This window comes from [Leptolyngbya] sp. PCC 7376, from assembly GCF_000316605.1.
Classification (GTDB): domain Bacteria; phylum Cyanobacteriota; class Cyanobacteriia; order Cyanobacteriales; family MRBY01; genus MRBY01.
The window spans coordinates 3,143,173-3,165,224 of sequence record NC_019683.1 but is presented as its reverse complement, the minus strand read 5'-3'; the positions used below and the strand labels follow the sequence as shown (position 1 = coordinate 3,165,224).

At 44.4% G+C, this 22,052-nt stretch carries 27 protein-coding genes and 3 pseudogenes; 22 read left to right on the top strand and 8 right to left on the bottom strand.

The annotated features are described in order from the left end of the window. Nucleotides 1–182: 182 nt before the first annotated feature. The 7 genes from LEPTO7376_RS14225 to LEPTO7376_RS14205 all read left to right on the top strand — a co-directional run bounded on the left by LEPTO7376_RS14225 (nucleotide 183) and on the right by LEPTO7376_RS14205 (nucleotide 4,449). Nucleotides 183–530: a rubredoxin gene (locus LEPTO7376_RS14225; RefSeq protein WP_015134863.1), complete on the top strand. Its 348-nt coding sequence runs from the start codon at nucleotides 183–185 to the stop codon at nucleotides 528–530. A gap of 75 nt (nucleotides 531–605) precedes the next feature. Continuing rightward, nucleotides 606–1,631 carry a photosynthesis system II assembly factor Ycf48 gene (locus LEPTO7376_RS14220; RefSeq protein ID WP_015134862.1) on the top strand — a complete coding sequence of 342 codons (1,026 nt, stop codon included), beginning with the start codon at nucleotides 606–608 and terminating at the stop codon, nucleotides 1,629–1,631. Nucleotides 1,632–1,730: 99 nt separating this feature from the next. Further along, the gene (gene psbE, locus LEPTO7376_RS14215) at nucleotides 1,731–1,976 is read left to right on the top strand and encodes a cytochrome b559 subunit alpha (protein WP_015134861.1); all 246 of its coding nucleotides are present in this window, start codon (nucleotides 1,731–1,733) and stop codon (nucleotides 1,974–1,976) included. A gap of 43 nt (nucleotides 1,977–2,019) precedes the next feature. Then, a complete protein-coding gene (gene psbF / locus LEPTO7376_RS24860; protein WP_015134860.1) occupies nucleotides 2,020–2,154 on the top strand; it encodes a cytochrome b559 subunit beta in 135 nt (44 codons plus the stop codon). Nucleotides 2,155–2,163: 9 nt separating this feature from the next. After that, nucleotides 2,164–2,283, top strand: coding sequence for a photosystem II reaction center protein L (locus tag LEPTO7376_RS24855; protein ID WP_015134859.1), 120 nt, complete (start codon nucleotides 2,164–2,166; stop codon nucleotides 2,281–2,283). 67 nt (nucleotides 2,284–2,350) lie between these two features. Further along, nucleotides 2,351–2,470 carry a photosystem II reaction center protein J gene (locus tag LEPTO7376_RS14210; RefSeq protein WP_015134858.1) on the top strand — a complete coding sequence of 40 codons (120 nt, stop codon included), beginning with the start codon at nucleotides 2,351–2,353 and terminating at the stop codon, nucleotides 2,468–2,470. Nucleotides 2,471–2,715: 245 nt separating this feature from the next. Further along, complete coding sequence (locus LEPTO7376_RS14205; RefSeq protein ID WP_015134857.1) at nucleotides 2,716–4,449, top strand: ShlB/FhaC/HecB family hemolysin secretion/activation protein; 1,734 nt, start codon at nucleotides 2,716–2,718, stop codon at nucleotides 4,447–4,449. Nucleotides 4,450–4,551: 102 nt separating this feature from the next. Here the strand turns inward: LEPTO7376_RS14205 and LEPTO7376_RS14200 are convergent, their stop codons facing one another. The 3 genes and pseudogenes from LEPTO7376_RS14200 to LEPTO7376_RS24850 all read right to left on the bottom strand — a co-directional run. Next, nucleotides 4,552–4,695: a high intensity light-inducible lhc-like protein gene (locus tag LEPTO7376_RS14200; protein ID WP_015134856.1), complete on the bottom strand. Its 144-nt coding sequence runs from the start codon at nucleotides 4,693–4,695 to the stop codon at nucleotides 4,552–4,554. Between the two features lie 171 nt (nucleotides 4,696–4,866). Further along, nucleotides 4,867–5,496 (bottom strand): precorrin-8X methylmutase, encoded by a 630-nt coding sequence (locus LEPTO7376_RS14195; protein WP_015134855.1) that lies wholly within the window; start codon nucleotides 5,494–5,496, stop codon nucleotides 4,867–4,869. A 388-nt stretch (nucleotides 5,497–5,884) separates the two neighbouring features. Then, nucleotides 5,885–6,175: pseudogene (locus tag LEPTO7376_RS24850) on the bottom strand (transposase family protein); the annotation flags it as partial. A gap of 78 nt (nucleotides 6,176–6,253) precedes the next feature. On the opposite strand from LEPTO7376_RS24850, the gene LEPTO7376_RS14185 reads away from it, so the two are divergent. After that, nucleotides 6,254–7,111, top strand: a complete 858-nt coding sequence (locus LEPTO7376_RS14185) for an IS982 family transposase (RefSeq protein ID WP_015134854.1) — start codon at nucleotides 6,254–6,256, stop codon at nucleotides 7,109–7,111. A gap of 23 nt (nucleotides 7,112–7,134) precedes the next feature. On the opposite strand, the gene LEPTO7376_RS29115 is transcribed toward LEPTO7376_RS14185, so the two are convergent. Then, nucleotides 7,135–7,281: a transposase gene (locus LEPTO7376_RS29115; RefSeq protein WP_398337978.1), complete on the bottom strand. Its 147-nt coding sequence runs from the start codon at nucleotides 7,279–7,281 to the stop codon at nucleotides 7,135–7,137. Beyond that, nucleotides 7,233–7,478 carry a transposase gene (locus LEPTO7376_RS14180; RefSeq protein WP_398339571.1) on the bottom strand — a complete coding sequence of 82 codons (246 nt, stop codon included), beginning with the start codon at nucleotides 7,476–7,478 and terminating at the stop codon, nucleotides 7,233–7,235. Before LEPTO7376_RS14180 ends, LEPTO7376_RS29115 begins: the two co-directional genes overlap by 49 nt. Nucleotides 7,479–7,642: 164 nt before the next feature. Between LEPTO7376_RS14180 and LEPTO7376_RS24845 the strand changes: the two genes are divergently transcribed. The 10 genes from LEPTO7376_RS24845 (at nucleotide 7,643) to bchI (ending at nucleotide 15,674) form a co-directional block, all read left to right on the top strand. Further along, nucleotides 7,643–8,352, top strand: a protein-coding gene (locus LEPTO7376_RS24845) for an IS1 family transposase (RefSeq protein WP_225901104.1) whose coding sequence is annotated in 2 segments (ribosomal slippage) — nucleotides 7,643–7,922 and nucleotides 7,922–8,352 — 711 coding nt in all. Because the reading frame shifts where the segments join, the coding sequence is not laid out codon by codon here. A gap of 7 nt (nucleotides 8,353–8,359) precedes the next feature. Continuing rightward, nucleotides 8,360–9,217, top strand: coding sequence for an IS982 family transposase (locus LEPTO7376_RS14165; RefSeq protein WP_015134853.1), 858 nt, complete (start codon nucleotides 8,360–8,362; stop codon nucleotides 9,215–9,217). 367 nt (nucleotides 9,218–9,584) lie between these two features. Next, nucleotides 9,585–10,094 (top strand): bifunctional nuclease family protein, encoded by a 510-nt coding sequence (locus LEPTO7376_RS14160; protein WP_015134852.1) that lies wholly within the window; start codon nucleotides 9,585–9,587, stop codon nucleotides 10,092–10,094. Nucleotides 10,095–10,132: 38 nt separating this feature from the next. Next, a complete protein-coding gene (locus LEPTO7376_RS14155) occupies nucleotides 10,133–11,428 on the top strand; it encodes a recombinase family protein (protein ID WP_015134851.1) in 1,296 nt (431 codons plus the stop codon). A gap of 62 nt (nucleotides 11,429–11,490) precedes the next feature. Beyond that, a complete protein-coding gene (locus LEPTO7376_RS14150) occupies nucleotides 11,491–11,685 on the top strand; it encodes a DUF2862 domain-containing protein (protein WP_015134850.1) in 195 nt (64 codons plus the stop codon). Between the two features lie 244 nt (nucleotides 11,686–11,929). Continuing rightward, entirely contained in the window at nucleotides 11,930–12,286 is a 357-nt protein-coding gene (locus LEPTO7376_RS14145; RefSeq protein WP_015134849.1) for a hypothetical protein, read from the top strand. A gap of 158 nt (nucleotides 12,287–12,444) precedes the next feature. Beyond that, nucleotides 12,445–12,816, top strand: coding sequence for a hypothetical protein (locus LEPTO7376_RS14140; protein ID WP_015134848.1), 372 nt, complete (start codon nucleotides 12,445–12,447; stop codon nucleotides 12,814–12,816). A gap of 129 nt (nucleotides 12,817–12,945) precedes the next feature. Beyond that, entirely contained in the window at nucleotides 12,946–13,791 is an 846-nt protein-coding gene (locus LEPTO7376_RS14135; RefSeq protein WP_015134847.1) for a pentapeptide repeat-containing protein, read from the top strand. Beyond that, a complete protein-coding gene (locus LEPTO7376_RS14130) occupies nucleotides 13,788–14,549 on the top strand; it encodes a DUF429 domain-containing protein (protein ID WP_015134846.1) in 762 nt (253 codons plus the stop codon). Before LEPTO7376_RS14135 ends, LEPTO7376_RS14130 begins: the two co-directional genes overlap by 4 nt. A gap of 45 nt (nucleotides 14,550–14,594) precedes the next feature. Further along, the gene (bchI, locus tag LEPTO7376_RS14125) at nucleotides 14,595–15,674 is read left to right on the top strand and encodes a magnesium chelatase ATPase subunit I (protein ID WP_015134845.1); all 1,080 of its coding nucleotides are present in this window, start codon (nucleotides 14,595–14,597) and stop codon (nucleotides 15,672–15,674) included. A gap of 368 nt (nucleotides 15,675–16,042) precedes the next feature. On the opposite strand, the pseudogene LEPTO7376_RS14120 reads toward bchI, so the two are convergent. The 3 genes and pseudogenes from LEPTO7376_RS14120 to LEPTO7376_RS14110 all read right to left on the bottom strand — a co-directional run bounded on the left by LEPTO7376_RS14120 (nucleotide 16,043) and on the right by LEPTO7376_RS14110 (nucleotide 19,251). After that, nucleotides 16,043–16,992: pseudogene (locus LEPTO7376_RS14120) on the bottom strand (IS982 family transposase). Between the two features lie 611 nt (nucleotides 16,993–17,603). Next, the gene (gene mltG, locus LEPTO7376_RS14115) at nucleotides 17,604–18,668 is read right to left on the bottom strand and encodes an endolytic transglycosylase MltG (protein ID WP_015134844.1); all 1,065 of its coding nucleotides are present in this window, start codon (nucleotides 18,666–18,668) and stop codon (nucleotides 17,604–17,606) included. A gap of 1 nt (nucleotide 18,669) precedes the next feature. Next, a complete protein-coding gene (locus LEPTO7376_RS14110) occupies nucleotides 18,670–19,251 on the bottom strand; it encodes a DUF3727 domain-containing protein (RefSeq protein ID WP_041765599.1) in 582 nt (193 codons plus the stop codon). Between the two features lie 136 nt (nucleotides 19,252–19,387). On the opposite strand from LEPTO7376_RS14110, the gene LEPTO7376_RS14105 reads away from it, so the two are divergent. From LEPTO7376_RS14105 to LEPTO7376_RS26470, 4 genes and pseudogenes are all read left to right on the top strand, one after another. Further along, nucleotides 19,388–19,738, top strand: coding sequence for a hypothetical protein (locus tag LEPTO7376_RS14105; protein WP_015134842.1), 351 nt, complete (start codon nucleotides 19,388–19,390; stop codon nucleotides 19,736–19,738). A gap of 61 nt (nucleotides 19,739–19,799) precedes the next feature. Further along, entirely contained in the window at nucleotides 19,800–20,801 is a 1,002-nt protein-coding gene (gene galE / locus LEPTO7376_RS14100) for a UDP-glucose 4-epimerase GalE (protein ID WP_041765598.1), read from the top strand. A 64-nt stretch (nucleotides 20,802–20,865) separates the two neighbouring features. Then, nucleotides 20,866–21,546, top strand: a complete 681-nt coding sequence (locus LEPTO7376_RS14095) for a hypothetical protein (RefSeq protein WP_015134840.1) — start codon at nucleotides 20,866–20,868, stop codon at nucleotides 21,544–21,546. Nucleotides 21,547–21,766: 220 nt separating this feature from the next. Next, nucleotides 21,767–22,045, top strand: a pseudogene (locus tag LEPTO7376_RS26470) (IS982 family transposase); the annotation flags it as partial. Nucleotides 22,046–22,052: the final 7 nt, after the last annotated feature.

The window sequence follows — 22,052 nt, the reverse complement described above, 5'->3', positions numbered from 1 at the left end:
GCCTGTAGCGGCCTTCAATCTAACCTGCGAGTTAGATTGCCACCCCAAAAGAATCAAATTTGGCTTCGTTTGATGAAGAGAAAGGAGCGATCGCCGCGTCGATTTAAAGAAAGTTTACAGTTTGTGTCATAATTTTTCATATTCCCTAAATATTGATTAGCAAGTTCACCCCCCACCGAACGATGAGCGATCGCCCGATAGAAAAGACATTAGCTGAACTCGCCCCCGCCAGCTACGAATGCCCCAGTTGCGGTTACATTTATAACCCTACCCAGGGCGAAAGCCGGACGAAAACCGAGCCAGGCACGGCATTTGAAGACTTGCCTCTCATCTGGAATTGTCCCGTATGTAGCGTCGATAAAAGCCAGTTCCGCAACATTGGTGCTGCGGATGCCCCATCAGGTTTTGAAGAAAATCTTAAATATGGCTTCGGCTTCAATACCATGAGCTCAAACCAAAAAAATCTCATAATCTTTGGAACATTAGGGCTATTTATTCTCTTTTTCCTCAGTTTGTACGGCTTGGATTAATAGACAGTTTGCTGTTGTCGCATCCCATTGCCTCAACACATCCCCATTATTTTTACTGCTTTAACCCTTTAACCTATGTCTTTATTTTCAAAATTATTTAAACCCTTACGAACCATCATTTTGGCGATCGCCGTCTTGTCCCTATGTATGGGTTGCGTCGAAGCACCAACCATGGTTAGTGAAAATCCTTGGCAAGAAATCGACCTTGACACAGATGCCACCTTTGCAAACATCGCCTTTACCGATGACCTCAACCACGGTTGGCTCGTCGGCACAAAAGAAACCCTATTTGAAACAACCGATGGTGGAGAAACATGGGAAGAACGCATTATTAATCTCGGCGAAGAAAAAGAAAGCTTCACTGGCGTAAGTTTTAATGGCGAAGAAGGCTGGATTACAGGTCGTCCATCCATTCTGCTCCACACCAATGACGGTGGTGCAAACTGGTCACGCATCGCCCTTAGCAATAAGCTGCCTGGCGCGCCTTACAACATCACAGCCCTTGCCCCTAATACCGCTGAGATGGTTACAGACCTAGGTGCAATCTACAAAACAACCGATGGCGGCAAACACTGGAAAGCCCTTGTTGAAGGCGCAGTAGGCGTCGCGAGAACCATTGAACGTTCCGACGATGGCAAATACGTTGCAGTATCTGCCCGTGGTAACTTCTACTCCACATGGTCCCCTGGCGATAGCGAATGGACACCCCATAACCGCAACTCTTCACGTCGACTACAGAGTATGGGTTTCGATGGTAATGATCATCTCTGGTTGCTCGCTCGTGGTGGTGTTGTTCAATTTAGCGATAGCACTAACCCTGACAATGCAGAAGCTTGGGGCGATGCAATAACCCCTCAATACCGTAATAGCGTTGGCTTATTACACATTGGTTACCGCACTCCTGATGAACTTTGGGCTGTCGGCGGTAGTGGTAGCTTAGTTGTCAGTGAAGATGGTGGAGAAACTTGGTTTCGCGATGCTGAGATCGAAGATGTCCCCACAAATTTCTATCGTGTCGTCTTTTTGAATGAAGAAAAAGGCTTCATCCTTGGTCAACAAGGGGTGATTTTACGGTACGATAATTCCACTAAAGCGGCTTGATTCCCACTTTCTGGTTGTGGTAATGCCTGTTCATTTTTTATGATATAGGCTAGCTTATTTAACAATATTTTTTTCATCAAACACTAGAGGAGAACTCGCATGGCAGGTACTACCGGAGAACGCCCGTTTTCTGACATCGTCACCAGTATTCGTTACTGGGTAATTCACAGTATTACAATCCCAATGTTGTTCATTGCAGGTTGGTTATTTGTAAGTACTGGCTTGGCTTACGATGCTTTTGGCACACCCCGTCCTGACCAATATTTCACGGACAGTCGCCAAGAAATTCCGATCGTCACTGATCGCTACGATGCGGTTAACGAAATTTCTGATTTTAATAAGTAAGTTTTAATTACTGTTTTTACTCTATTTTGCAAGGTTTTAAATCATGACAACCGGCCCAAATAATCAACCTATTTCCTACCCCATTTTTACTGTCCGTTGGTTGGCAGTTCACACCCTCGCTGTTCCTTCGACTTTCTTCGTCGGAGCGATCGCCGCTATGCAGTTCATTCAACGATAGGTATTGTCAATGGAAAGAAAGCAAAATCCCAACCGACAGCCCGTTGAGCTAAACCGTACTTCTTTGTACTTAGGTCTACTCCTCATCGCTGTACTCGGTATCCTTTTCTCGAGTTACTTCTTTAACTAAATCTTATTTGGTTAGAAGTTTTAGTATTACCCATTTATTCAGTCGTTATTAATCGGAGGTTGTTTCCATGTCTGAAGGCGGAAGAATTCCCCTGTGGATCGTTGCAGTTGTTGCTGGTATGGGCGTTATCGCTGTTGTCGGTATCTTTTTCTACGGCGCTTACGCTGGTGTTGGATCAGCAGTCTAGACTAAAGATAATCTGAGGCAAAATACTACTATTTTTTGATTCTCAAATCTTTTTAATGATTGAAGCCATCTGCAATTTATGTGGGTGGCTTTGTCATTAGATATTCATTTAGGCATCCGTAAATGATTATTGGACAGGTATTCCTGCTGCATTTTTGTAAAAAAAGTTGGTTTACACGGAAATCTTATATAGGATGTGAAAGAAAAATATAACCTTGTTATTTAGAAAACGCACGAGTGGCTTTTATGGTTCTTTCCTATCGACATTTCCATGATCTTGCCCCCTATAAGCGCGGCGTTTTTTCTCTCCTAATCATTTGTGGAGGGCTGATACTAGGACAAACAGTCCTAGCACAAACCAACTTAAATGAACAGGAAAGGCTGCCAGAACCGGAGTTAAGAGAGTCACTCCCTCCCTTAGATGAACTTTTACCTGAGCTAGATACGCCAAGTAGCTCGCCAGACACAGATGCTTTTGATGTCCCAGAAACAATTGTTGTACAAAAATTTCGCGTTGTTGGCAGCACAGTCTTTGAGTCAGAAGAATTTGATGAACTCTTAGCTGAATTTACAGGCGAGCCGATTTCATTTGCGCAGTTACTTCAAGCGCAAGAAGCAATCACTCAAAAATATGTTGAAGCTGGCTACATCACCTCTGGGGCTTACATCCCACCACAAACTTTGGAGAATGATGTTGTAGAGATTCAGGTTATCGAAGGATCAGTCGAAGAAATTAACATCAGTGGTTTGCAACGGTTGCGTCCTGGTTATGTGCGTAATCGTTTGGCGATCGCCGCCAAGACACCCGTTAATCGCGATCGCCTTTTAGAGGATTTACAGGTTTTACAGCTTGATCCGTTAATTCAGAATTTATCAGTTGAGCTGGCCGCTGGGATTCGTCCAGGGTCTAGTATTTTAGATGTGACCGTTGTTGAGGCGGATGCTTTCAATGCGATCGCCCGTATCGATAACCAACGATCACCAAGTGTTGGTTCCGTTCGTCGTCAAGTCGGCTTTACCCACCGCAATTTACTCGGATTTGGTGATCGCCTCAATTTTTCCTACATCAACACAGAAGGCAGCGATTCTCTAGATAACCTCGGTTATACCTTTCCAATCAATGCCCGCAATGGCACCCTCGGCTTCCGCCATAGCCGCACCGACAGCAGCATTATCGAAGATCCCTTTACTCTGATTGATATCGTCTCTGAATCGCAACTCTACGAAGTAAGCTTTCGTCAGCCAGTCCGGCAAACCCCAACGGAAGAAATTGCCCTAGGGTTAAATTTCACCCACCAAAATTCTCAGACTTTTATTTTGGGTGATATTGGTTTCCCATTGTCTAACGGCGCAAATGACGATGGCATCACAAAAGTATCAGCCCTACGTTTCGTACAGGAATATACCAAGCGTAATGACCGACAAGTTTTTGCGCTGCGTTCTCAATTCAATGTAGGTGTTGATGTTTTTAACGCAACGATCAATAGTGGCAACGAGCCTGATAGTCAGTTTTTATCTTGGCGGGGTCAAAGCCAGTATTTACGTTTGCTAGCGCCGGATACGACTTTATTGGTGCGAGGTGATGTCCAATTTGCAGGGGAGCCTCTAGTTCCTTTAGAGCAATTTAGTATTGGTGGGGCAGCCAGTGTGCGGGGCTATAGACAGGATGCCCTCCTCGCTGACAATGGCGTGTTTGCCTCTGTGGAACTCCGTAAGGCGATCGCCACCATCCCCAACTGGGATACGACCCTTGAACTGACACCTTTCCTTGATTTTGGCTCCGTCTGGAATCACGACGACAATGAAGCTACGGTAACAACCAATCAGCTCTGGTCAGTAGGTGTCGGCTTACGGCTCCTCGTTGGGGATGACCTCAATGCCCGCATCGATTGGGGTATTCCATTAAACGACCTCGAGACGACGGGCAATACTCTCCAAGAAGACGGCGTATACTTTTCTGTCGAATACAATTTCCTATAAATCCAATCAAAACTTTTACGCACAAAAAAAGAGGGCGATCACCCTCTTGAAATACCATTATTTACAATATGACCTCATAGCGTTATAAAGTCTTTGAAACGATTACATTAAGCCCAACTGAGCAAGAATTCCCTTACCAGTTAAAACTTCAGTCAAAATACCAATAACGAAACCGAGCATTGCGAGGCGGCCATTCCAGTTTTCAGCGAAGAGACTGAAACCAAATTTGCTGTCTTGATTTTCCATGATGATAAAACTCCCAGTTGAGATGAGATGTGTATAGCTGCGTTCTGGTCAACCAGTCGATACTTAACGTAACAAAAGTCCCCGAGGAATTGCAACGTTTTGTAAACAACCAAGAGTATTTCTCTATCTAAAGATAGAGCTGAGGCTTTGAATTTAGCAGAAAACCAGGTGTTATGGCGTTGCTGTCATGTCTTGTCCATAGGCTTGCCAAGACAAATCAATTAAAGCGTTTGTAATCGCCACAGCAACAACACAACTCCCTTTGCGACCATTGATATAGATGTAGGGAATTGAGGAATCATGAAGTTGCAAACGAAACTCATCCCCAGTCAAGAAATTTGCAGGAGTAATAATCACCAAAGCAGGCCGAATTTCCTCTGCATTGATCAAAGAAACGAGGCTTGATAGAGAAGTTTGGGATTGCCCAACGACAAAAATAGCTTCAGGGTAGCGCTTTGCAAGGGTTTCAATGCCCCATGCTGTTCTCGTTTTTCCTTTTTGAGGGCGAGTTAACGTTTCGGAGCTGCAATAAACGGGGTTTGCAAAAGTCTTTTGTAAATTACTAACAACGCCAACTTGTACCATCGGTACATCGACAACAATAGTGCTGCGGGCAGCAAGGGCAGCGGCTCCAGCCTGAAGAGCGCGATCGGAAAAACGAATCAGATTGCGATAGTCAAAATCAGCAGTTTCGTAAATCACACGACGCACAATTTCGTATTCTGCAGGGGAAAAGGAATGTTCTCCGACCTCTTGGTCAATAATGGATAAGCTTTGGGCGTCTGTGATGTGCCATTCCATGGTGCTTGGGATACTCGCTGAATCGGTAGGGAAACCTGCGAAATAGAGTCAGATTGCTCTCATTTTGGCATATTCTGAATTTTTCAAGATGATTCTTGTTCAAATTTAATCGTTGTACAAAGAATTGATATTAATTACCTGAGATTAGGACAATTTAAGGAATTAGGCGATCACATCGAAGAAGACTTTGAGCCCTCAGGACTCATGTAAAATAGACAAGGTCGAAGTGCTGGGATGAGACCATTGGATTGTTTGGATTACTTTTAATATATGCTCAACAGCCCAATGAATTACACATGAGCGAATCTAGCAGAGTATCTTGAGGGAAGCGCGGTCATAACTGACTCCTTCGAGCGCAACCTGTAAGGATTTGACCTCTTGCAAAAGGTTATGGCAATTCAAAATTGTAGAGACCAGCAATGAGATTAAATCTTAATCCCCATCTCCGACGGCGGTTACGATATCGACTGGATAAGATGCGGAATCTTTTGAGCATTCTGAATACCATCTCAATGATGATTCTTTGAGCTGCTAAGAGCTGATTCTCCTGTTTCTGTTCCGCAGTCAACTCTCCTCCTCTAGGCTTCTTGTGAGGAGTGTGACTCCGCTGATGCCGCTTGTGTAGACCTTGATATCCAGCGTCGGCAAGGCAGAGTTGTCCCTGCTGAAAATGCACTCTAACGTGAGTTCTGGATAAGGAAGAAAAAGGAGAAAGTGCATATCGTGGAAGTTGATAAACAGCCCACCATCTTCTCCCATGACCAGTCTAGAGGCTCTGTTTTGCCATGTTGATGATTTCTGCCAAGTCTTTGAACCCTTATGGCATCAAGCGTTACTCAGCTCTGGCAAAAAATACCGTCGCCGTCAGAGAAGCCTCAGTCTGAGTGAGGTGATGACTATTCTCATTGCTTTCCATCAATCTCACTATCGAAATTTCAAGCATTTCTATCTCATCAAGGTGAAATGCGATTGGCAACAAGAGTTTCCTCTAGCTGTGAGCTATCAACGCTTTGTGACATGGATACCTTCGAGCTTGATTCCTCTCTGTACATATCTGCGACGATGCTTCGGACAATGCACTGGTATTAGCTTCATTGATGCCACCAGCATCAAGGTTTGCCATAATCGCCGTATCTCTCAACACCGTGTTTTTGAAGGTTGCGCGGCAAGGGGCAAGACTTCGGTGGGATGGTTCTTCGGCTTCAAACTACACCTGGTCATCAATGAGCGAGGAGAATTACTCAACGTCCAAGTGACGCCCGGAAATACCGATGACCGCCAACCTGTAGTGGAGTTATGGCAAGACTTATGGGGTAAAGTCTTTGCCGATAAAGGCTATGTCTCACAATCTTTAGCCCAGCATCTTCAAGAGGAACATGAGGTGACCCTAATGGCTAAACCTCGTCGAAATATGAAGCATCATTTGATGGTTTATCAAGATAAACTTTTTGCTCGTAAGCGGGCTTTGATTGAGACAGTTATTGACCAACTGAAGAACATCTCACAGATTGAACATTCCCGACATCGCAGTCCCACAAACTTTTGTGTGAACTTGCTGTGTGGGCTGATTGCTTACTGCCATCAACCCAAAAAACCTTCTTTACAGCTTGATTAGACCTATCATTCCTTATCCAGAACTCACGTTAAATAAGGAGGTAGATACCATAGCTCAAACTTCGCCTGTGCCAGAATGTCTGCGATTCTTCCCCCCTTATGAAAAGTAGCATTATCCAAAATTAAGACCTGATGAGGTTTTGTTCTGACAGTAAACAATTCTCTAGCCACAGTTCAAACACATTATGGTTACAGGAGCCTTCTACTGTAAAGGGTGCAAACAGTTTGCCCTGACTCCATGCCGCAATCATATTGACTCTGCCGCGACGATTTCCGGACTTGAGGTCATAGAGCCGTTCACCTTCGGGGCTATAGCCATAATCGTAGTTTCCATCTCGCTCATCCATTCCCGACTCATCGCAATAAATAACGTGAGTTCGGGATAAGGAAGAAAAAGGAGAAAGTGCATATTGTGGAAGTTAATAAGCAATCCACCACTTTCTCCCATGACCAGTCTAGAACCTTTGTTGGTAGTGGTGCACTAGTAATGGTTGTGGAAGAATAGGGGCAAGATTAAACGTCAAGTCTCACCGTGCTCACTTGCCCTCAATGTCAGTCTCCCAGCACCATTAAATATGGTCACACCCATTCGGGAAAGCAGCGCTATCGTTGCCATGAATGTGGTCGCCAGTTTGTGGAACATCCTGCCCACCCTCCCATTGCAACTGACACTCGTCAATTGATTGACCGTCTCCTATTAGAACGTCTCTCTCTCGCTGGTATCACTCGTGCCACAGGGGTCTCTCTGCGCTGGCTACAGTACTATGTCAATGCCAAATTAGAGACTGTGCCTCACGAGTTACCTGTGACTCAAAAAAAAGAGGGCAACTGACCATCGAAATGGATGAATTGTGGTCTTTTGTCGGTAGTAAAGGTGAGAAAGCATGGATTTGGCTGGCTCTTGACCGAGACACCCGAGAGGTGGTGGGATATGCCATCGGAGACCGTAGTCAAAAGACTGCGAAACAATTATGGGATTCTCTGCCTCCTGTGTATCGTCAGTGTGCGCTGGTCTACACCGATTATTGGGATGCCTATGGCTGTGTCTTACCGAGTAAACGTCATCGAGTTGTGGGCAAGGAGACTGGACAAACAAATCATATTGAGAGATTCAACAACACTCTACGTCAGAGAACGTCCCGCTTAGTCCGTCAGGCACTTTCCTTCTCGAAGAAGTGGGAAAACCACATTGGAGCAGTGGTCTATTTTCTCAGACACTATAATCTCTCTCTTCAGTTATGACCATTACTTGTGCATCACTACCCCTTTGTTTTGTTCCATTGATGATTTCTGCCAAGTCTTTGAACCTCAATGGCAACAACAATTACTGGCCTCGAAACAACGGCGGCGACGTCGCCCTAGAAGCCTTAGTCTCAGCGAGATAATGACGATATTGATTGCATTTCATCAATCTCACTATCGTCACTTCAAGTATTTCTATCTCATCAATGTGCGTCATCACTGGCGAGGAGCCTTTCCCAGAGCCGTGAGTGACCAACGTTTTGTGGAGTGGATGCCTTCAACATTAGTACCGCTGTGTGTCTATTTGCGTCACTGTTATGGTCAATGCACAGGAATCAGTTTCATTGATGCCACCAGTATCAAGGTTTGTCACAATCGCCGCATCTCTCCACATCGCGTTTTTGAAGGTCATGCTGCTCGAGGTAAAATCTCTGTGGGTTGGTTCTTTGGTTTCAAACTACATCTGGTTATCAATGACCATGGCGAATTACTCAATGTTAAAATCACGCCTGGCAACACCAATGATAGAAAGCCGGTAGTGGAGCTTTTGAAAGGGTTATCGGGAAAAGTCTTTGCCGATAAAGGTTACGTCTCTCAAGCTCTGGCACAGTATTTACAAGAAGAATATGATGTGAGGCTTCTAGCTAAGCCTCGTCGCAATATGAAGAATCACCTGATGCTTTGGCGTGACAAAGTGCTGGCTCGTAAGCGAGCTTTAATTGAGACCGTCATTGACCAACTGAAGAATATTTCTCAGATTGAACACTCTCGCCATCGCAGTCCAGCGAACTTTTGTGTCAACTTGCTTTGCGGTCTCATTGCCTACTGTCATCAGCCTAAGAAACCCTCTCTTCAGCTTGATTAGAACCTCATTTCCTTATCCCGAACTCACGTTAAATAGATTCATGAATTTCGAATATTTGGCGATCGCCAAATATCCAAACCATAGCTATTCGTTCATATCGATGGCGGTCAGATTGCGATTGATTCTTAATCTTGATGTCTTTTTCAGCTGAACTATGAAAAAGACAGATTAGATTTTGAAAATTTCATGGAAAACACATGGAACTTGAGCAGGAGATTTTTCAGACTTGTAGGATACTGGTAAGAGACGAAATACCAGTGCAGCTATGTTGTTGGGTGTTTGTACTTAGTAGCCTCTATGATCAAAAGAACTTGATAACTTTCTTTCTTGATCCATCGCCAAATCACTAACTTCCTAGGTCAGAGCCATGATTGAAATGAACGTTGCAGGCATCGCCCTTGATGCGATTACGCGCAGTCCGATTGTTCTTTTAAAGGATGCCACTGAGCGTCGTGCTCTACCTATTTATATCGGTCAGGATCAAGCTCGTTCGATCATGAATGTGATTGACAATAAAACACCGCCACGTCCTCTAACTCATGACCTTCTGGCAAATTTTGTCGATGTTTGGGATATTGTGCTGGAAAAAGTAATCATTCATGCCTTAGAAGACAATACATTTTATGCGGTGCTCTGTACGAAGCAAGGCACTGTCACAAAAGAAATTGACTGCCGTCCAAGTGATGCGATCGCCCTAGCTTTGAGGACAAATAGCCCGATTTGGGTCTTAGAGGAAGTGATTTCAGAAGCCTCGATTCCCGTTGACCGTGATGCTGATGAGGAAGAACGCCAAGCATTTCGTGAGTTTGTCGATAATCTCAGCCCCGATGAATTAATTCGCAACAGTAATTATTCGGCGAATCCTGAAGAAAGCTAATATTGCACCTTCTGACCTGATCCTCAATTTTTTTGTGCATGGCGATTTTTGCTTATACCTACACAGATCCCCTTTTAGATGAACCTGTGGATACGGCAATTTGGGGAGTAGAGGTTGATCGCATCTATACAGATATTGGGCAACGTCGCGAACTCAATAGGTTTCTGCAAACTTTGCCCCATAAATCACCAAGTTATTTGTTGCTCCGGAAGTTAGATGAGCTGGGAGATACTCTCACAGAGATTGGCGATCGCCTCCAGCAGTTAGAAGATTCTGGGCTGATTATCATTACGACAGAGCAGGATTACCATTCGAGTCAGTGTGAAAAGCCACAATATTTAAGTCAACTGTTGCAAGGGATCGGCGATCGCCAAAGAAGCCGCAAACTTCAGCAAGGACACGCCAAAAACCGCCACAACTGTTTACCCCCACCCGGACGTGCACCCTACGGCTATAAACGCGGCCAAGACAGATATCTTCTCGATCGGAGCACTGCCCCCATCGTGCAATCTTTTTGCGAATATTTTTTGCTCTATGGCTCTTTGCGAGGAGCTGTTCGACATCTTGAGCGGCGCTTTGGCAAAAAAATTGCGGTGTCCACCGGACGGAATTGGCTAACAAATCCCACTTATCGCGGCAATCTCCAGTACAAAGACGGTACAACTATTCCCCAGACCCACGCTGCCATCCTCAATGAAAGTGAAGGTGCGCAAATTGATCGTCTCCTCCGCCGTAATCGTCGCCTTGCACCCCGCAGTGCCAGTGCACCCCGTTGTCTTGCTGGCTTAGTATCTTGCGAGCAGTGCCAGCAACCGCTAACCGTTTCTCGTGTCACTCAACGGCGCAAAACCCAAGAGTATCTTTACTTGCGATCGCCCCGTTGCCCTCAAGAAAATAAATGCCCGGCGATCGCCTACCAAAAAGTCTTTGAAACAACAATTGAAGCCATCTGCCAAGAATTCCCCAAACTGATCGCTCAGCAACAAGCTCCTCCTCTAGCGGCAATCCAAGCGCAACTAAAACAGACCATCGCCCAAAAACAAGACCTAATCGCCACGTTACCGAGCCTTATTGACCAAGGTATTTTCGACCCAGAAACCGCCAAGCTCCGCCGCTATACTCTCCAGAACGATATTGCCCAGCTCCAACAAAAACAGAACCAATTGCCTCCCGCCGACCTAGAGGCGATCGCCAAAACAATTACCCTTAAACAATTTTGGTATGACCTCTCCGAAGCCGAACGACGCTTTTATCTGAGAGAATTTTTGGCCCAGATCCAAATCACCCCAAACCCCAATAAACCGTGGAAAATCCAGCTAAAATTCATTTTTTAGACCAGTTTCCGATAAACTGAGGAATGATTTAAACCCCTATAAGTACAACACAAATAAACGGCATGGAAATTGGGCAAAAAGTACAAATATATCGCTTACGTGACCGCGTGGAAAAAGAGGTCGCAGACAAACTCGGCAAAGTCGGTACAATCAAAGACTTTCGCGTTACAGACGGCAGTGGCATCGGTGCATTCGTAGCTTTCGATGACAGCACGACCGCATGGTTTTTCGGCGATGAAATCCGTCCAGCATCCTAAACCTTGCCACAGACAAGATTTTTATTTTTCTAGATTTATATCCAAGCGTCTCAATATTAGGGACGTTTTTTTATTTCTCAAATTTTTTTCAGTGCATCAACAAAATTGCAGTAGTCATTAGAGATTAAGTATCCAAGCATTGAAATTCGTTCTCTACCACAACCAGAAACTTTTTTAAGGCACAATAGTCATCAAGTACGAAGGATGAAGTTGCAAACATTTAGAGAAGCAAACTTAGAAAACCATGACTAGATTTCCAAAAATTTCTTTTGCTATTGGTCTTAGCTTGGCGATCGCCAGTAGCCTTACTCTACCGAGTTTGGCTCAAACCAGTGACGATGACGTTTACCAAGACAACGAGAATTCAACTATTTTCGGAGGCGATGACAACTTTAACCCCTTCGACCTCATCCACAACTCGCGGTTGAACAGTGGCCAAAGCTCCGAGCAATTTCAAGCCGCATCCGATGAAAAGATTGATGATGCTGCCGCAAACTATAGAGAATCCCTCTTACAATATTTCCAACAACAAAAAGCAAACAGCGCACCAGATGCCGAAGTAAATAGCGACAATGTTGAAGTAGATGTGGATAAACCATAACAACAACGCATCAATCCTTTGATTTTCTAAATCTACAAAGAAATAAAAAACCGAGATAAAAGCCTTTTAAGAAACATTTCAGTTTCATAAATATCGCCTCTATCTCCAATCACTGCCCATACACTCGAAGCAACGTCAACTACGGTAATCCTTGAGTGATGGGTAAATTTATTTTGGGCAGTGTGTTGCTGAGTTTAACGCTGCTCACGGCCTGTGGCAAAAAGACAAAACTAGAAGCCTGTACCTTTATCGAAATCGAGAAACCAGAAGCTGAAGTAGAAGTCGGTGATGTGGATATTGAGGGTGGTGAAGTAGAAATGGTTTGTGGTGACAAAATCATTGATGTGCCTTGGCCAGAATTTAAAAAACACATGAATCTTGACCCCGAAGAGTACCTTGGTAATATCGAAGGATTTAGGGAGCAAGTTAGCTGTCTGCGTGACGAAAATGCAGATGGCAAACAGGTTTCATGTAATACGCCCTCTAATCCGAATGACTATGTTTCACTAAAGTTTAACTACGATGATTAGGTCAAATGGCTAAATTTTTTTTTGGATCACTCCTAAGTGTTGAGAGTCTGTTTATGATAAAAGGGTGATCTAACAGTCATCTATCGCGGAATCACAGGTGTCATAGAGAGGGCAGCAACATTGAAACGTATGGACGCAGGGGAACTACTAGAACGTTATGCAGCGGGAGAGCGCGATTTTCGTGAAGTCGATCTTGAGGGAGCATTTTTAGGCGGTGCTCGCTTGAATGGGATTAATCTCCGTGAAAGCAGCCTATCCCGTGTCATTTTTACTGGTGCGACCCTCGACCAAGCGAATCTCCGTGAGGCAGATCTAAGCTACGCGAGTTTGCAGGGCAATCTGAGCCAAGCAAACCTTATTTCCAGTAATCTAACCGAAGCAAATCTGACCGCTGCCAAAATGGCGTATAGCGGCATGCGGGCCGCAAATTTAACCCGTGCCAAGCTGACTTCTGCGGATTTATCCTATTGCATCCTCAATGAAGCAATTATGCGGGAAGCTAATCTGAGTAAGGCAACCCTCGTTGATGCCTTTATTGGGCGGGCAAATCTCACCCAAGCAAATCTTGAAGGAGCCAATCTCCAGGGAGCCAATCTGACGAGTGCCATTTTGATTGGGGCTAATCTCCGAGGTGCAAATTTAGCAAATGCGACGTTACACGGCATTAATGCAACAGGTTCGACAGCGGATGATGCGGATTTAAGTAAGAGTAAACTGAATAGTGCCAACTTAACGAATGTGAAATTGCGGGGGACAAACCTCCGGGAAGCGCAATTAGCATGGACAACTATGCGAGGGGCTGACTTAACTGAAGCAAAGTTATTTCGGGCCAAGCTTTATTGGTCTAACTTTACTGGAGCCAATCTAACGCGCACGATGTTGATGGATGCGACGATGGATCAGGTTAACTTCCGGAACGCGATCCTAGACGGTACAATCTTCCCCAGCAATATGGATATGGCTAAGGCAACGTGAAGTTTGCTGGTATTGATTTTGGCTGGACTTCTGGTGCAAGTGGTCTATGCCTTTTAGATTTGTCACAACCAAATAAAAGTTTGGCGATCGCCGCCTTTGATCTCATTCTTGACCCGGATGAGATTGTGTCATGGGTAGATCAAGTTTTGCCGAATCCAGAGGTAGGTTTAATTGCAGTTGATGCGCCAACAATTATTCCTAATGAAACAGGAACAAGATTGCCGGATCGTCTTACCCACAAGTATTTTGGGAAATATCATGCGGGCTGTTATCCTGCGAATTTGAATCGTCCTTTTGCACCACGCACAACTAAACTGGGCTTTGATCTAGAGGCACAGGATTTTATCCATGCACCGGAGATAATGGCAAAGAAACTGGGACGCTATCAAATTGAAGTGTTTCCCCATCCAGCAATGGTGCAGCTTTTTGGGCTGGACAGAATTATTAAATACAAAAAAGGGCGATTGGGCGATCGCCGCAAGGAATTGCAGAGGTTAATTGGGTACATCGAAACCATTTTGCCGAATTTAGAACCGAGCCTTGAGATAAATGAGCTGTGGCGAGAATTGATTGCCGATGTAAAAACCGTTAAAGGCACTGTACTCAAAGAAATCGAAGATCGGATTGATGCCCTTGTCTGTGCGTATGTGGGTGCTTATTGGTGGTATTGGGGAAGTGAGAAAAACCAGACCCTCGGCGATCGCCATTCCGGTTACATTATCGTGCCTGCACCTGTTACGATAAATGACCAGCAATGATTGTGAATTTATAAAAAAATTTCTAAATAAATCCCTATTAACAACATGACAGTGGCAGAAGCTCCTACAACGACAAAACTGAAGCGACGTGTTGTCTTTCCGTTTACCGCAGTGATCGGTCAGGACGAGATGAAGCTTGCCCTTAAACTCAATATTATCGACCCAAAAATCGGTGGTGTGATGATTATGGGCGATCGCGGCACAGGTAAATCCACCACAATCCGTGCTCTGGCAGATCTCCTCCCCGATATCGATGTTGTTGCCAATGACCCTTTCAACAGCGACCCAAAAAATCCTGAGCTCATGGGTGACGAAGTTCGTCAAAAAATCGAGAATAACGAACCCATCGAAATCGCAAAAATGAAGGTTCCGATGATTGACCTTCCCCTCGGTGCAACAGAAGACCGCGTTTGCGGCACAATCGATATCGAGAAAGCATTATCCGATGGCGTAAAAGCATTTGAACCTGGCCTCCTCGCCAAAGCTAATCGTGGTGTGCTTTACGTTGACGAGGTTAACCTCCTTGATGACCACCTCGTAGATGTTCTCCTTGACTCCGCAGCAGGTGGTTGGAACACTGTAGAGCGCGAAGGTATTTCGATCCGCCACCCAGCTAATTTTGTTCTTGTTGGTTCCGGTAACCCTGAGGAAGGGGAACTTCGTCCTCAGCTTCTTGACCGTTTCGGTATGCATGCAGAAATTCGTACCGAGCGTAATCCAGAACAACGCGTTCAAATAGTTGAACGTCGTTCAGAGTTTGACCAAAGCCCCAACGAATTTTTAACCCAATACGATTCTGAACAGAAAGCAGAGCAAGAGCGTTTGGTTAAAGCCCAACAACTTTTGCCTCAAGTCACGATTGATCGCGATTTAAAAGTGAAAATTTCTGAGGTTTGCTCCGAAGCAGATGTTGACGGTTTGCGAGGTGATATCGTCACTAACCGTGCAGCCAAAGCATTAGCTGCTTATGAAGGTCGCACTGAAGCTACTGTTGATGATATTCGTCGCGTTGTAACTCTCTGTCTTCGTCACCGTCTCCGCAAAGACCCTCTTGAATCCATTGATTCTGGCTATAAAGTTCAAAAGATTGTAGCTCGTGTCTTTGGTCTTGAAGAAGAAGAGTAAAATTTAGAAGAATAAATCATTTGATTAGTAGAGGTGTTTTAGAGGATATCGGAAAAGAGACTGACCGTAACTTTTGTCGAAATGAGTTGCACGTAAAAATAAGCACTTCAGGCGATCAACCTGGCGGAATTTACGCAGCATTTATCGAACATAAAGACTTTTCAGACATCCTCTTAGATAACGCCTTTACTTTTTTAGTATTTTAAGTCACTTTATTGATTCTACCCAGATTGCATATCGTGGTAGTGGCCCAGAACATGGGGGACAAAGGTAACGCTGAGACTGATCTGCTTTCTTCATTAGTTTAAGAGAATCTGTATCAATTTCTTCACTAAGATAACGTGAGTTCGGGATAAGGAAATGAGGTTCTAATCAAGCTGAAGAGAGGGTTTCTTAGGCTGATGACAGTAGGCAATGAGACCGCAAAGCAAGTTGACACAAAAGTTCGCTGGACTGCGATGGCGAGAGTGTTCAATCTGAGAAATATTCTTCAGTTGGTCAATGACGGTCTCAATTAAAGCTCGCTTACGAGCCAGCACTTTGTCACGCCAAAGCATCAGGTGATTCTTCATATTGCGACGAGGCTTAGCTAAATGACGGTCTCAATTAAAGCTCGCTTACGAGCCAGCACTTTGTCACGCCAAAGCATCAGGTGATTCTTCATATTGCGACGAGGCTTAGCTAGAAGCCTCACATCATATTCTTCTTGTAAATACTGTGCCAGAGCTTGAGAGACGTAACCTTTATCAGCAAAGACTTTTCCCGATAACTCTTTCAATAGCTCTACCACAGGCTTTCTATCATCAGTGTTGCCAGGCGTGATTTTAACATTGAGTAATTCGCCATGGTCATTGATAACCAGATGTAGTTTGAAACCAAAGAACCAACCCACAGAGGTTTTACCTCGAGCGGCATGACCTTCAAAAACGCGATGTTGAGAGATGCGGCGATTGTGACAAACCTTGATACTGGTGGCATCAATGAAACTAATTCCTGTGCATTGACCATAACAGTGCTGTAGGTAGACACATAGAGGTACTAACGTCGAAGGCATCCACTCCACAAAACGTTGGTCACTCACGGCTCTGGGAAAGGCTCCTCGCCAGTGATGACGCACATTGATGAGATAGAAATACTTGAAGTGACGATAGTGAGATTGATGAAATGCAATCAATATCGTCATTATCTCGCTGAGACTAAGGCTTCTAGGGCGACGTCGCCGCCGTTGTTTCGAGGCCAGTAATTGTTGTTGCCATTGAGGTTCAAAGACTTGGCAGAAATCATCAATGGAACAAAACAAAGGTTCTAGACTGGTCATGGGAGAAAGTGGTGGATTGCTTATTAACTTCCACAATATGCACTTTCTCCTTTTTCTTCCTTATCCCGAACTCACGTTATATTATCCAGTCGATATCGTAACCGCCGTCGGAGATAGGGATTAAGACTTAATCTCATTGCTGGTCTTTACAATTTTGAATTGCCATAACCTTTTGCAAGAGGTCAACTCCATAATGGTTTTGCAGACAGGCTCAGAATTGAGGTTCACATGACGTATCAAACTAAATGACCACTGCTATATCATTAATCGTCGCTAAAAATACCGGTAGAAAAAATACCGAAAAAGTCACTTTTGGTCATGTTTGAGATGGAAAACATGACCTCTCAAAAAAAGCTTTGTGTTCTGTCGTTGGTCATATGCTCAAATCAATTGGAGCGATCGCAAAATATCTTCTCCCTCTCGATCATTGTCAATGGAGGAAATTAAAGAGAGGTGTTTCCCCACAAGCCTGTGTAAATGCCAAGCAACATTAAAAGACGATCCTCCAAGGACTTGATTGCTATCCGGACAACAATCCTAAAGAACTACCCCAAAGATGGTACTTGTTTGAGGTGGCATTGATGATGTAGTACTGGATATGATCGTCAAAGCTAAGGAATAGAAGCACGAATTTCTTTAGTTGCAGACTCATGTTCAGCGAGGGTTTTGCTGAAAACATGGGTGCCATCATACCGTGCAACAAAAAATAAATAATCTGTGGCAGCTGGTTCGAGGGTTGCTTTGAGACTGGCTAAACCTGGTGCGGCGATCGCCGTGGGGGGCAAGCCCGTATAGCGATAAGTATTGTAGGGAGAATCAACCTTAATTTGTTCAAAGGTTAAAGGTTGCTCTTTAGTCTGACGAATATTGAGAGCATATTCAACTGTCGGATCCGTTTCGAGTTTCATACCCCGTTGGAGACGATTCGCAAAAACGCCGGAAATAGTCGTGCGTTCATCAGCCACTACCGCTTCTTTCTCAACAATACTAGCCAGGGTGACCCATTCATTCAAAGATAAATCGAGAGGAACATCTGCGTTGTTATAGAGCGGCAAAGCCACCTCTTCAAAGCGAGTCAGCATTTGTTCGATAATCGCTTGGGGTTCTGGATCGTCTTTATTGAGAAAATATGTGTCAGGATACAGAAATCCTTCTAAATAGGGGATATTTGGAGGGAGCCATCCAAACTGATCACGGGGAATTTGTTTGGTGGCGGCAAGAAAATCTTCGGCAGCAAATAAACCTTCACCTTCGAAGTATTCAGCCATCTGTTGCAATGACCACCCTTCAGGAATAGTGATACTCGTCTGTACTACGTTTCCCTGCCAAATCGTTGCGGCGATCGCCGGCAAATCATCATTAAAATCGAGCAGATAAGTACCAGCCTTAAAACTGCCACCCTGCTGCGAAAACCTTAACCATAGTGACCAGATCTTCCATGCTTTTTGTGAGCGAATGAGACCGAGACTCTCTAGATTCTGACCAATTTTTTGAGATGAAGTCCCCTGCGGAATCTGTAATTGTACAGACTTATCTAGAGCAGTGGTCGGTGAAATACTCCAGCGCCACCAAGCCCAACTCTGCCAAAAACTCACACCAGTCACCACAATTAACCAAAAGAAAAACCATGGAACGCGGCGACGGCGACGACGGACTGGGGTTGTTTTCGGGGGCATTTTATTCGTCATCTTGAATAATTAAAAGATCAACCAAGTTCTTTACCTTGGGGTCACTGAGATCAAGCATCTCTAACTCGTCATTCGCAGTAGTGTGGGCAAAAAAGAGATAGGGATCAATCGGCGTATAAATACTATAGTGCTGCTCTAAATGGTAAAAATCTGTCAGCAGTTGTAATTCTTCTGGTTCGAGGCGAGACTCTTCATCATCTTCAATCTCGAGGGATAAAATATCTTCTTCCTGCAAAGGAGGAATTTCACCACTGATTGTCATCACATAAGCCGTATCTTTGAGAGTCAATTCTCGCTCACTCAGAACTGCTTTTGCATCAAGGAAAATCTCAGCTAACTCTTCTGGATCTTCCACCATCTCAGTTTCTGGGATTTCTGCATCCTCTTCATCGTCATCCCAAGCCAAAATTACAATGGGTAAATCAACAGGTTGCAGTAAAACATAGTCCACTCCATCGCTGGCGACTTCATTCTCGACATAACAATCTAGCGATCGCCCAGTGGAGTCGGTCAAGGTCACAATTTCCTGAGCATCAAGCTCCCGTCCGGAATCAAAAGAAGGCGAAGACATAGACAGTTTTTTTATGGAAAAAGAACAAGACAAAACAATGATTTTCAGAATATCACGCTGGGGAGTCATGTTTTGCAGTACCTTTGCTCACGAACTACTTCTATGATGTTTTTATGGCAACGTTTTTCTAATCCACATGTCTAAAGCTCCCATTACCGTCAAATCTGAAGATGCTTCAGGCCCTTTAGCAAAAACTGCCGAAGAGTTACAGGCAGAAGAAAAACGCTTACAAGATTTGTTTTTGTTAATTGAGACAATGTTTTTGCGGGAAGAGACTACTGTCAAATTAATTTTGGATTGTCTCTACGATATTGGCTCCGTTAACCTCATCAACAAAAAGGTCCGCACACGCCCCCTCAACGGCATCATGAAATCTATCGCCCGGCTCTCGAAACCGGTCTTTCGTCTTGTCGCTTGGCGTTGGTTTATGAAAAACTGCCCCAAACTCCTCGTTAATTGGCTCCATGGTAAAGTCTCAAAAATTTGAGATTTTCAGATACTCTTATGCTGGACAGTTTCGTGATGCTAGTGGTCTAAGCATAAAGTTGATGGCAAATTCCCAAAAAACGATTTTAGTGAGTGGTGGCGCTGGTTATATCGGCTCCCATGCAGTGCTAAGCCTGCAGCAGCAAGGCTATAAGGTCATTATTCTCGATAATTTGGTTTATGGTCATCAAGATTTAGTTGATTCAGTTCTCAACGTAAAGTTGATTGTCGGTGACACTGGCGATCGCCCTTTATTAGACAAGATTTTTCGCGAGTATAGTATCGATGCAGTAATGCACTTCGCCGCCTATACCTATGTCGGTGAATCCGTTACTCAACCGGATAAGTACTATCGCAATAATTTTATTGGCACTTTTACCCTCCTCGAAGCAATGGTGGCCGCAGGCATTAAATCATTTGTTTTCTCCTCCACTTGTGCGACCTACGGTGAACCCCAAACTATTCCCATCCCAGAAGATCATCCCCAAAATCCCATTAATCCTTATGGCATGAGCAAATTAATGGTGGAGCATGTCCTCAAGGATTTCGACAAAGCCTATGATTTTCGCTCCGTCATGTTCCGATATTTCAATGCCGCTGGTGCAGATCCTCAAGGACGACTTGGCGAAGATCACGATCCAGAAACTCATCTCATTCCATTAGTGCTCATGACAGCTCTGGGTAAACGGGAAAGTATTTCTATGTTTGGCACAGACTATCCAACCCCCGACGGCACCTGCGTGCGAGATTATATTCACGTCAATGACCTAGCCGATGCTCATGTGCTCGGTATTGAATATCTCCTCAATGGCGGCAAAACCGATGCCTTCAACCTCGGCAATGGCAATGGATTTTCAGTAAAAGAGGTCATCGAAGCCGCGCGGGAAGTCACAGGGAAACAGATTAAGGCGATCGCCGCCGATCGTCGAGAAGGAGATCCCCCAGCTCTCGTGGGTAGTAGCGAGAAAGCGCGCAAGCTTCTGTGCTGGCAACCCAAATACGCGGATCTTAAGACGATTTTGACCCATGCATGGCAATGGCACCAAAAACGACACCAAGCCTAACTCAATTCAGTTATGATTAGCGGGAAAGTGATTATTTTGCCTTATCTCTACAGGCAAGTTTCTTATGCAATGGCCACCCTATCTCCCATACCCAATTGCATTTATCAGAACACTTTTTCAGCTTTCGGCGATCGCCGTGGCTACTCAACTAATCATTGGTAGCAGCGATCTAGATAACTTGTTCCCGATCCTCTTTCTGAGTCCATTTGGCCTCGTTTCTTTCCTTCTCATTCCCGTCGTAATGATGACGGCCTTGCACTGGATTTTTCAGAATATTCTACACCAGCTCAAAGGCGTTCCCAAGCCAAAAGTGATTCACAGCTTATGGGAAGGTATTTATGGTTGGATGGTCGCAATTTTTGCCTGTACCCTAACAACATTTTTATTTGTAGTACCCACATTTGTGGCAGTCGGATTTGACCCCATCTATGAGCAATACACAGGATACATTGACTACATTGACGAAGACGAATTTTTATTGTCTTGTCTGATTATTTATACGGCGATCGCCCTTTACCTCTACCATCTCGAACATTTAATTCGGTTTCCCATTGCCGGAACAAAAAATATTAGACGCTCACAAAAAACATCCCAACCACCAGCAGAAAAAAAACAAACATCATCTCAATCACCCCAACAAAAAGCATCTACTCAGAAAAAAGCTGTACCAGTTACTCCTGATGAAATCGAGTTAGAGCTAGAACGATTGAAGAAAAATCATCGTAATAATACTGGTTTACATTAAGCTTGTCGCGGTGACTAAAAATTTTCGGAAGCCGCGACCTTAAATAACGTGAGTTCTGGATAAGGAAAGAAAAGAAGAAAGCTCATATCGTGGAATTTGAAACCAATCCACAGCTTTCTCCTATGCTTAGTTTAGACGCTTTAACGTGAGTTCGGGATAAGGAAGAAAAAGGAGAAAGTGCATATTGTGGAAGTTGATAAGCAATCCACCACTTTCTCTCATGACCAGTCTAGAATCTTTGTTTTGTTCCATTGATGATTTCTGCCAAGTCTTTGAACCTCAATGGCAACAACAATTACTGGCCTCGAAACAACGGCGGCGACGTCGCCCTAGAAGCCTTAGTCTCAGCGAGATAATGACGATATTGATTGCATTTCATCAATCTCACTATCGTCACTTCAAGTATTTCTATCTCATCAATGTGCGTCATCACTGGCGAGGAGCCTTTCCCAGAGCCGTGAGTTACCAACGTTTTGTGGAGTGGATGCCTTCAACATTATAGCAGG

Bases quoted from the DNA above. Each gene is read 5' to 3' on its own strand.
- LEPTO7376_RS14095 (WP_015134840.1), top strand. From the start codon at position 20,866: ATGCAATGGCCACCCTATCTCCCATACCCAATTGCATTTATCAGAACA.
- psbF (WP_015134860.1), top strand. From the start codon at position 2,020: ATGACAACCGGCCCAAATAATCAACCTATTTCCTACCCCATTTTTACT.
- LEPTO7376_RS14160 (WP_015134852.1), top strand. From the start codon at position 9,585: ATGATTGAAATGAACGTTGCAGGCATCGCCCTTGATGCGATTACGCGC.
- LEPTO7376_RS14225 (WP_015134863.1), top strand. From the start codon at position 183: ATGAGCGATCGCCCGATAGAAAAGACATTAGCTGAACTCGCCCCCGCC.
- LEPTO7376_RS14205 (WP_015134857.1), top strand. From the start codon at position 2,716: ATGGTTCTTTCCTATCGACATTTCCATGATCTTGCCCCCTATAAGCGC.
- LEPTO7376_RS14140 (WP_015134848.1), top strand. From the start codon at position 12,445: ATGGGTAAATTTATTTTGGGCAGTGTGTTGCTGAGTTTAACGCTGCTC.
- LEPTO7376_RS14150 (WP_015134850.1), top strand. From the start codon at position 11,491: ATGGAAATTGGGCAAAAAGTACAAATATATCGCTTACGTGACCGCGTG.
- psbE (WP_015134861.1), top strand. From the start codon at position 1,731: ATGGCAGGTACTACCGGAGAACGCCCGTTTTCTGACATCGTCACCAGT.
- LEPTO7376_RS14195 (WP_015134855.1), bottom strand. From the start codon at position 5,496: ATGGAATGGCACATCACAGACGCCCAAAGCTTATCCATTATTGACCAA.
- LEPTO7376_RS14155 (WP_015134851.1), top strand. From the start codon at position 10,133: ATGGCGATTTTTGCTTATACCTACACAGATCCCCTTTTAGATGAACCT.
- LEPTO7376_RS14185 (WP_015134854.1), top strand. From the start codon at position 6,254: ATGACCAGTCTAGAGGCTCTGTTTTGCCATGTTGATGATTTCTGCCAA.
- LEPTO7376_RS14105 (WP_015134842.1), top strand. From the start codon at position 19,388: ATGTCTAAAGCTCCCATTACCGTCAAATCTGAAGATGCTTCAGGCCCT.
- galE (WP_041765598.1), top strand. From the start codon at position 19,800: ATGGCAAATTCCCAAAAAACGATTTTAGTGAGTGGTGGCGCTGGTTAT.
- LEPTO7376_RS14200 (WP_015134856.1), bottom strand. From the start codon at position 4,695: ATGGAAAATCAAGACAGCAAATTTGGTTTCAGTCTCTTCGCTGAAAAC.
- LEPTO7376_RS14210 (WP_015134858.1), top strand. From the start codon at position 2,351: ATGTCTGAAGGCGGAAGAATTCCCCTGTGGATCGTTGCAGTTGTTGCT.
- mltG (WP_015134844.1), bottom strand. From the start codon at position 18,668: ATGCCCCCGAAAACAACCCCAGTCCGTCGTCGCCGTCGCCGCGTTCCA.
- LEPTO7376_RS14220 (WP_015134862.1), top strand. From the start codon at position 606: ATGTCTTTATTTTCAAAATTATTTAAACCCTTACGAACCATCATTTTG.
- LEPTO7376_RS14110 (WP_041765599.1), bottom strand. From the start codon at position 19,251: ATGTCTTCGCCTTCTTTTGATTCCGGACGGGAGCTTGATGCTCAGGAA.
- LEPTO7376_RS14145 (WP_015134849.1), top strand. From the start codon at position 11,930: ATGACTAGATTTCCAAAAATTTCTTTTGCTATTGGTCTTAGCTTGGCG.
- LEPTO7376_RS14135 (WP_015134847.1), top strand. From the start codon at position 12,946: ATGGACGCAGGGGAACTACTAGAACGTTATGCAGCGGGAGAGCGCGAT.
- LEPTO7376_RS24855 (WP_015134859.1), top strand. From the start codon at position 2,164: ATGGAAAGAAAGCAAAATCCCAACCGACAGCCCGTTGAGCTAAACCGT.
- bchI (WP_015134845.1), top strand. From the start codon at position 14,595: ATGACAGTGGCAGAAGCTCCTACAACGACAAAACTGAAGCGACGTGTT.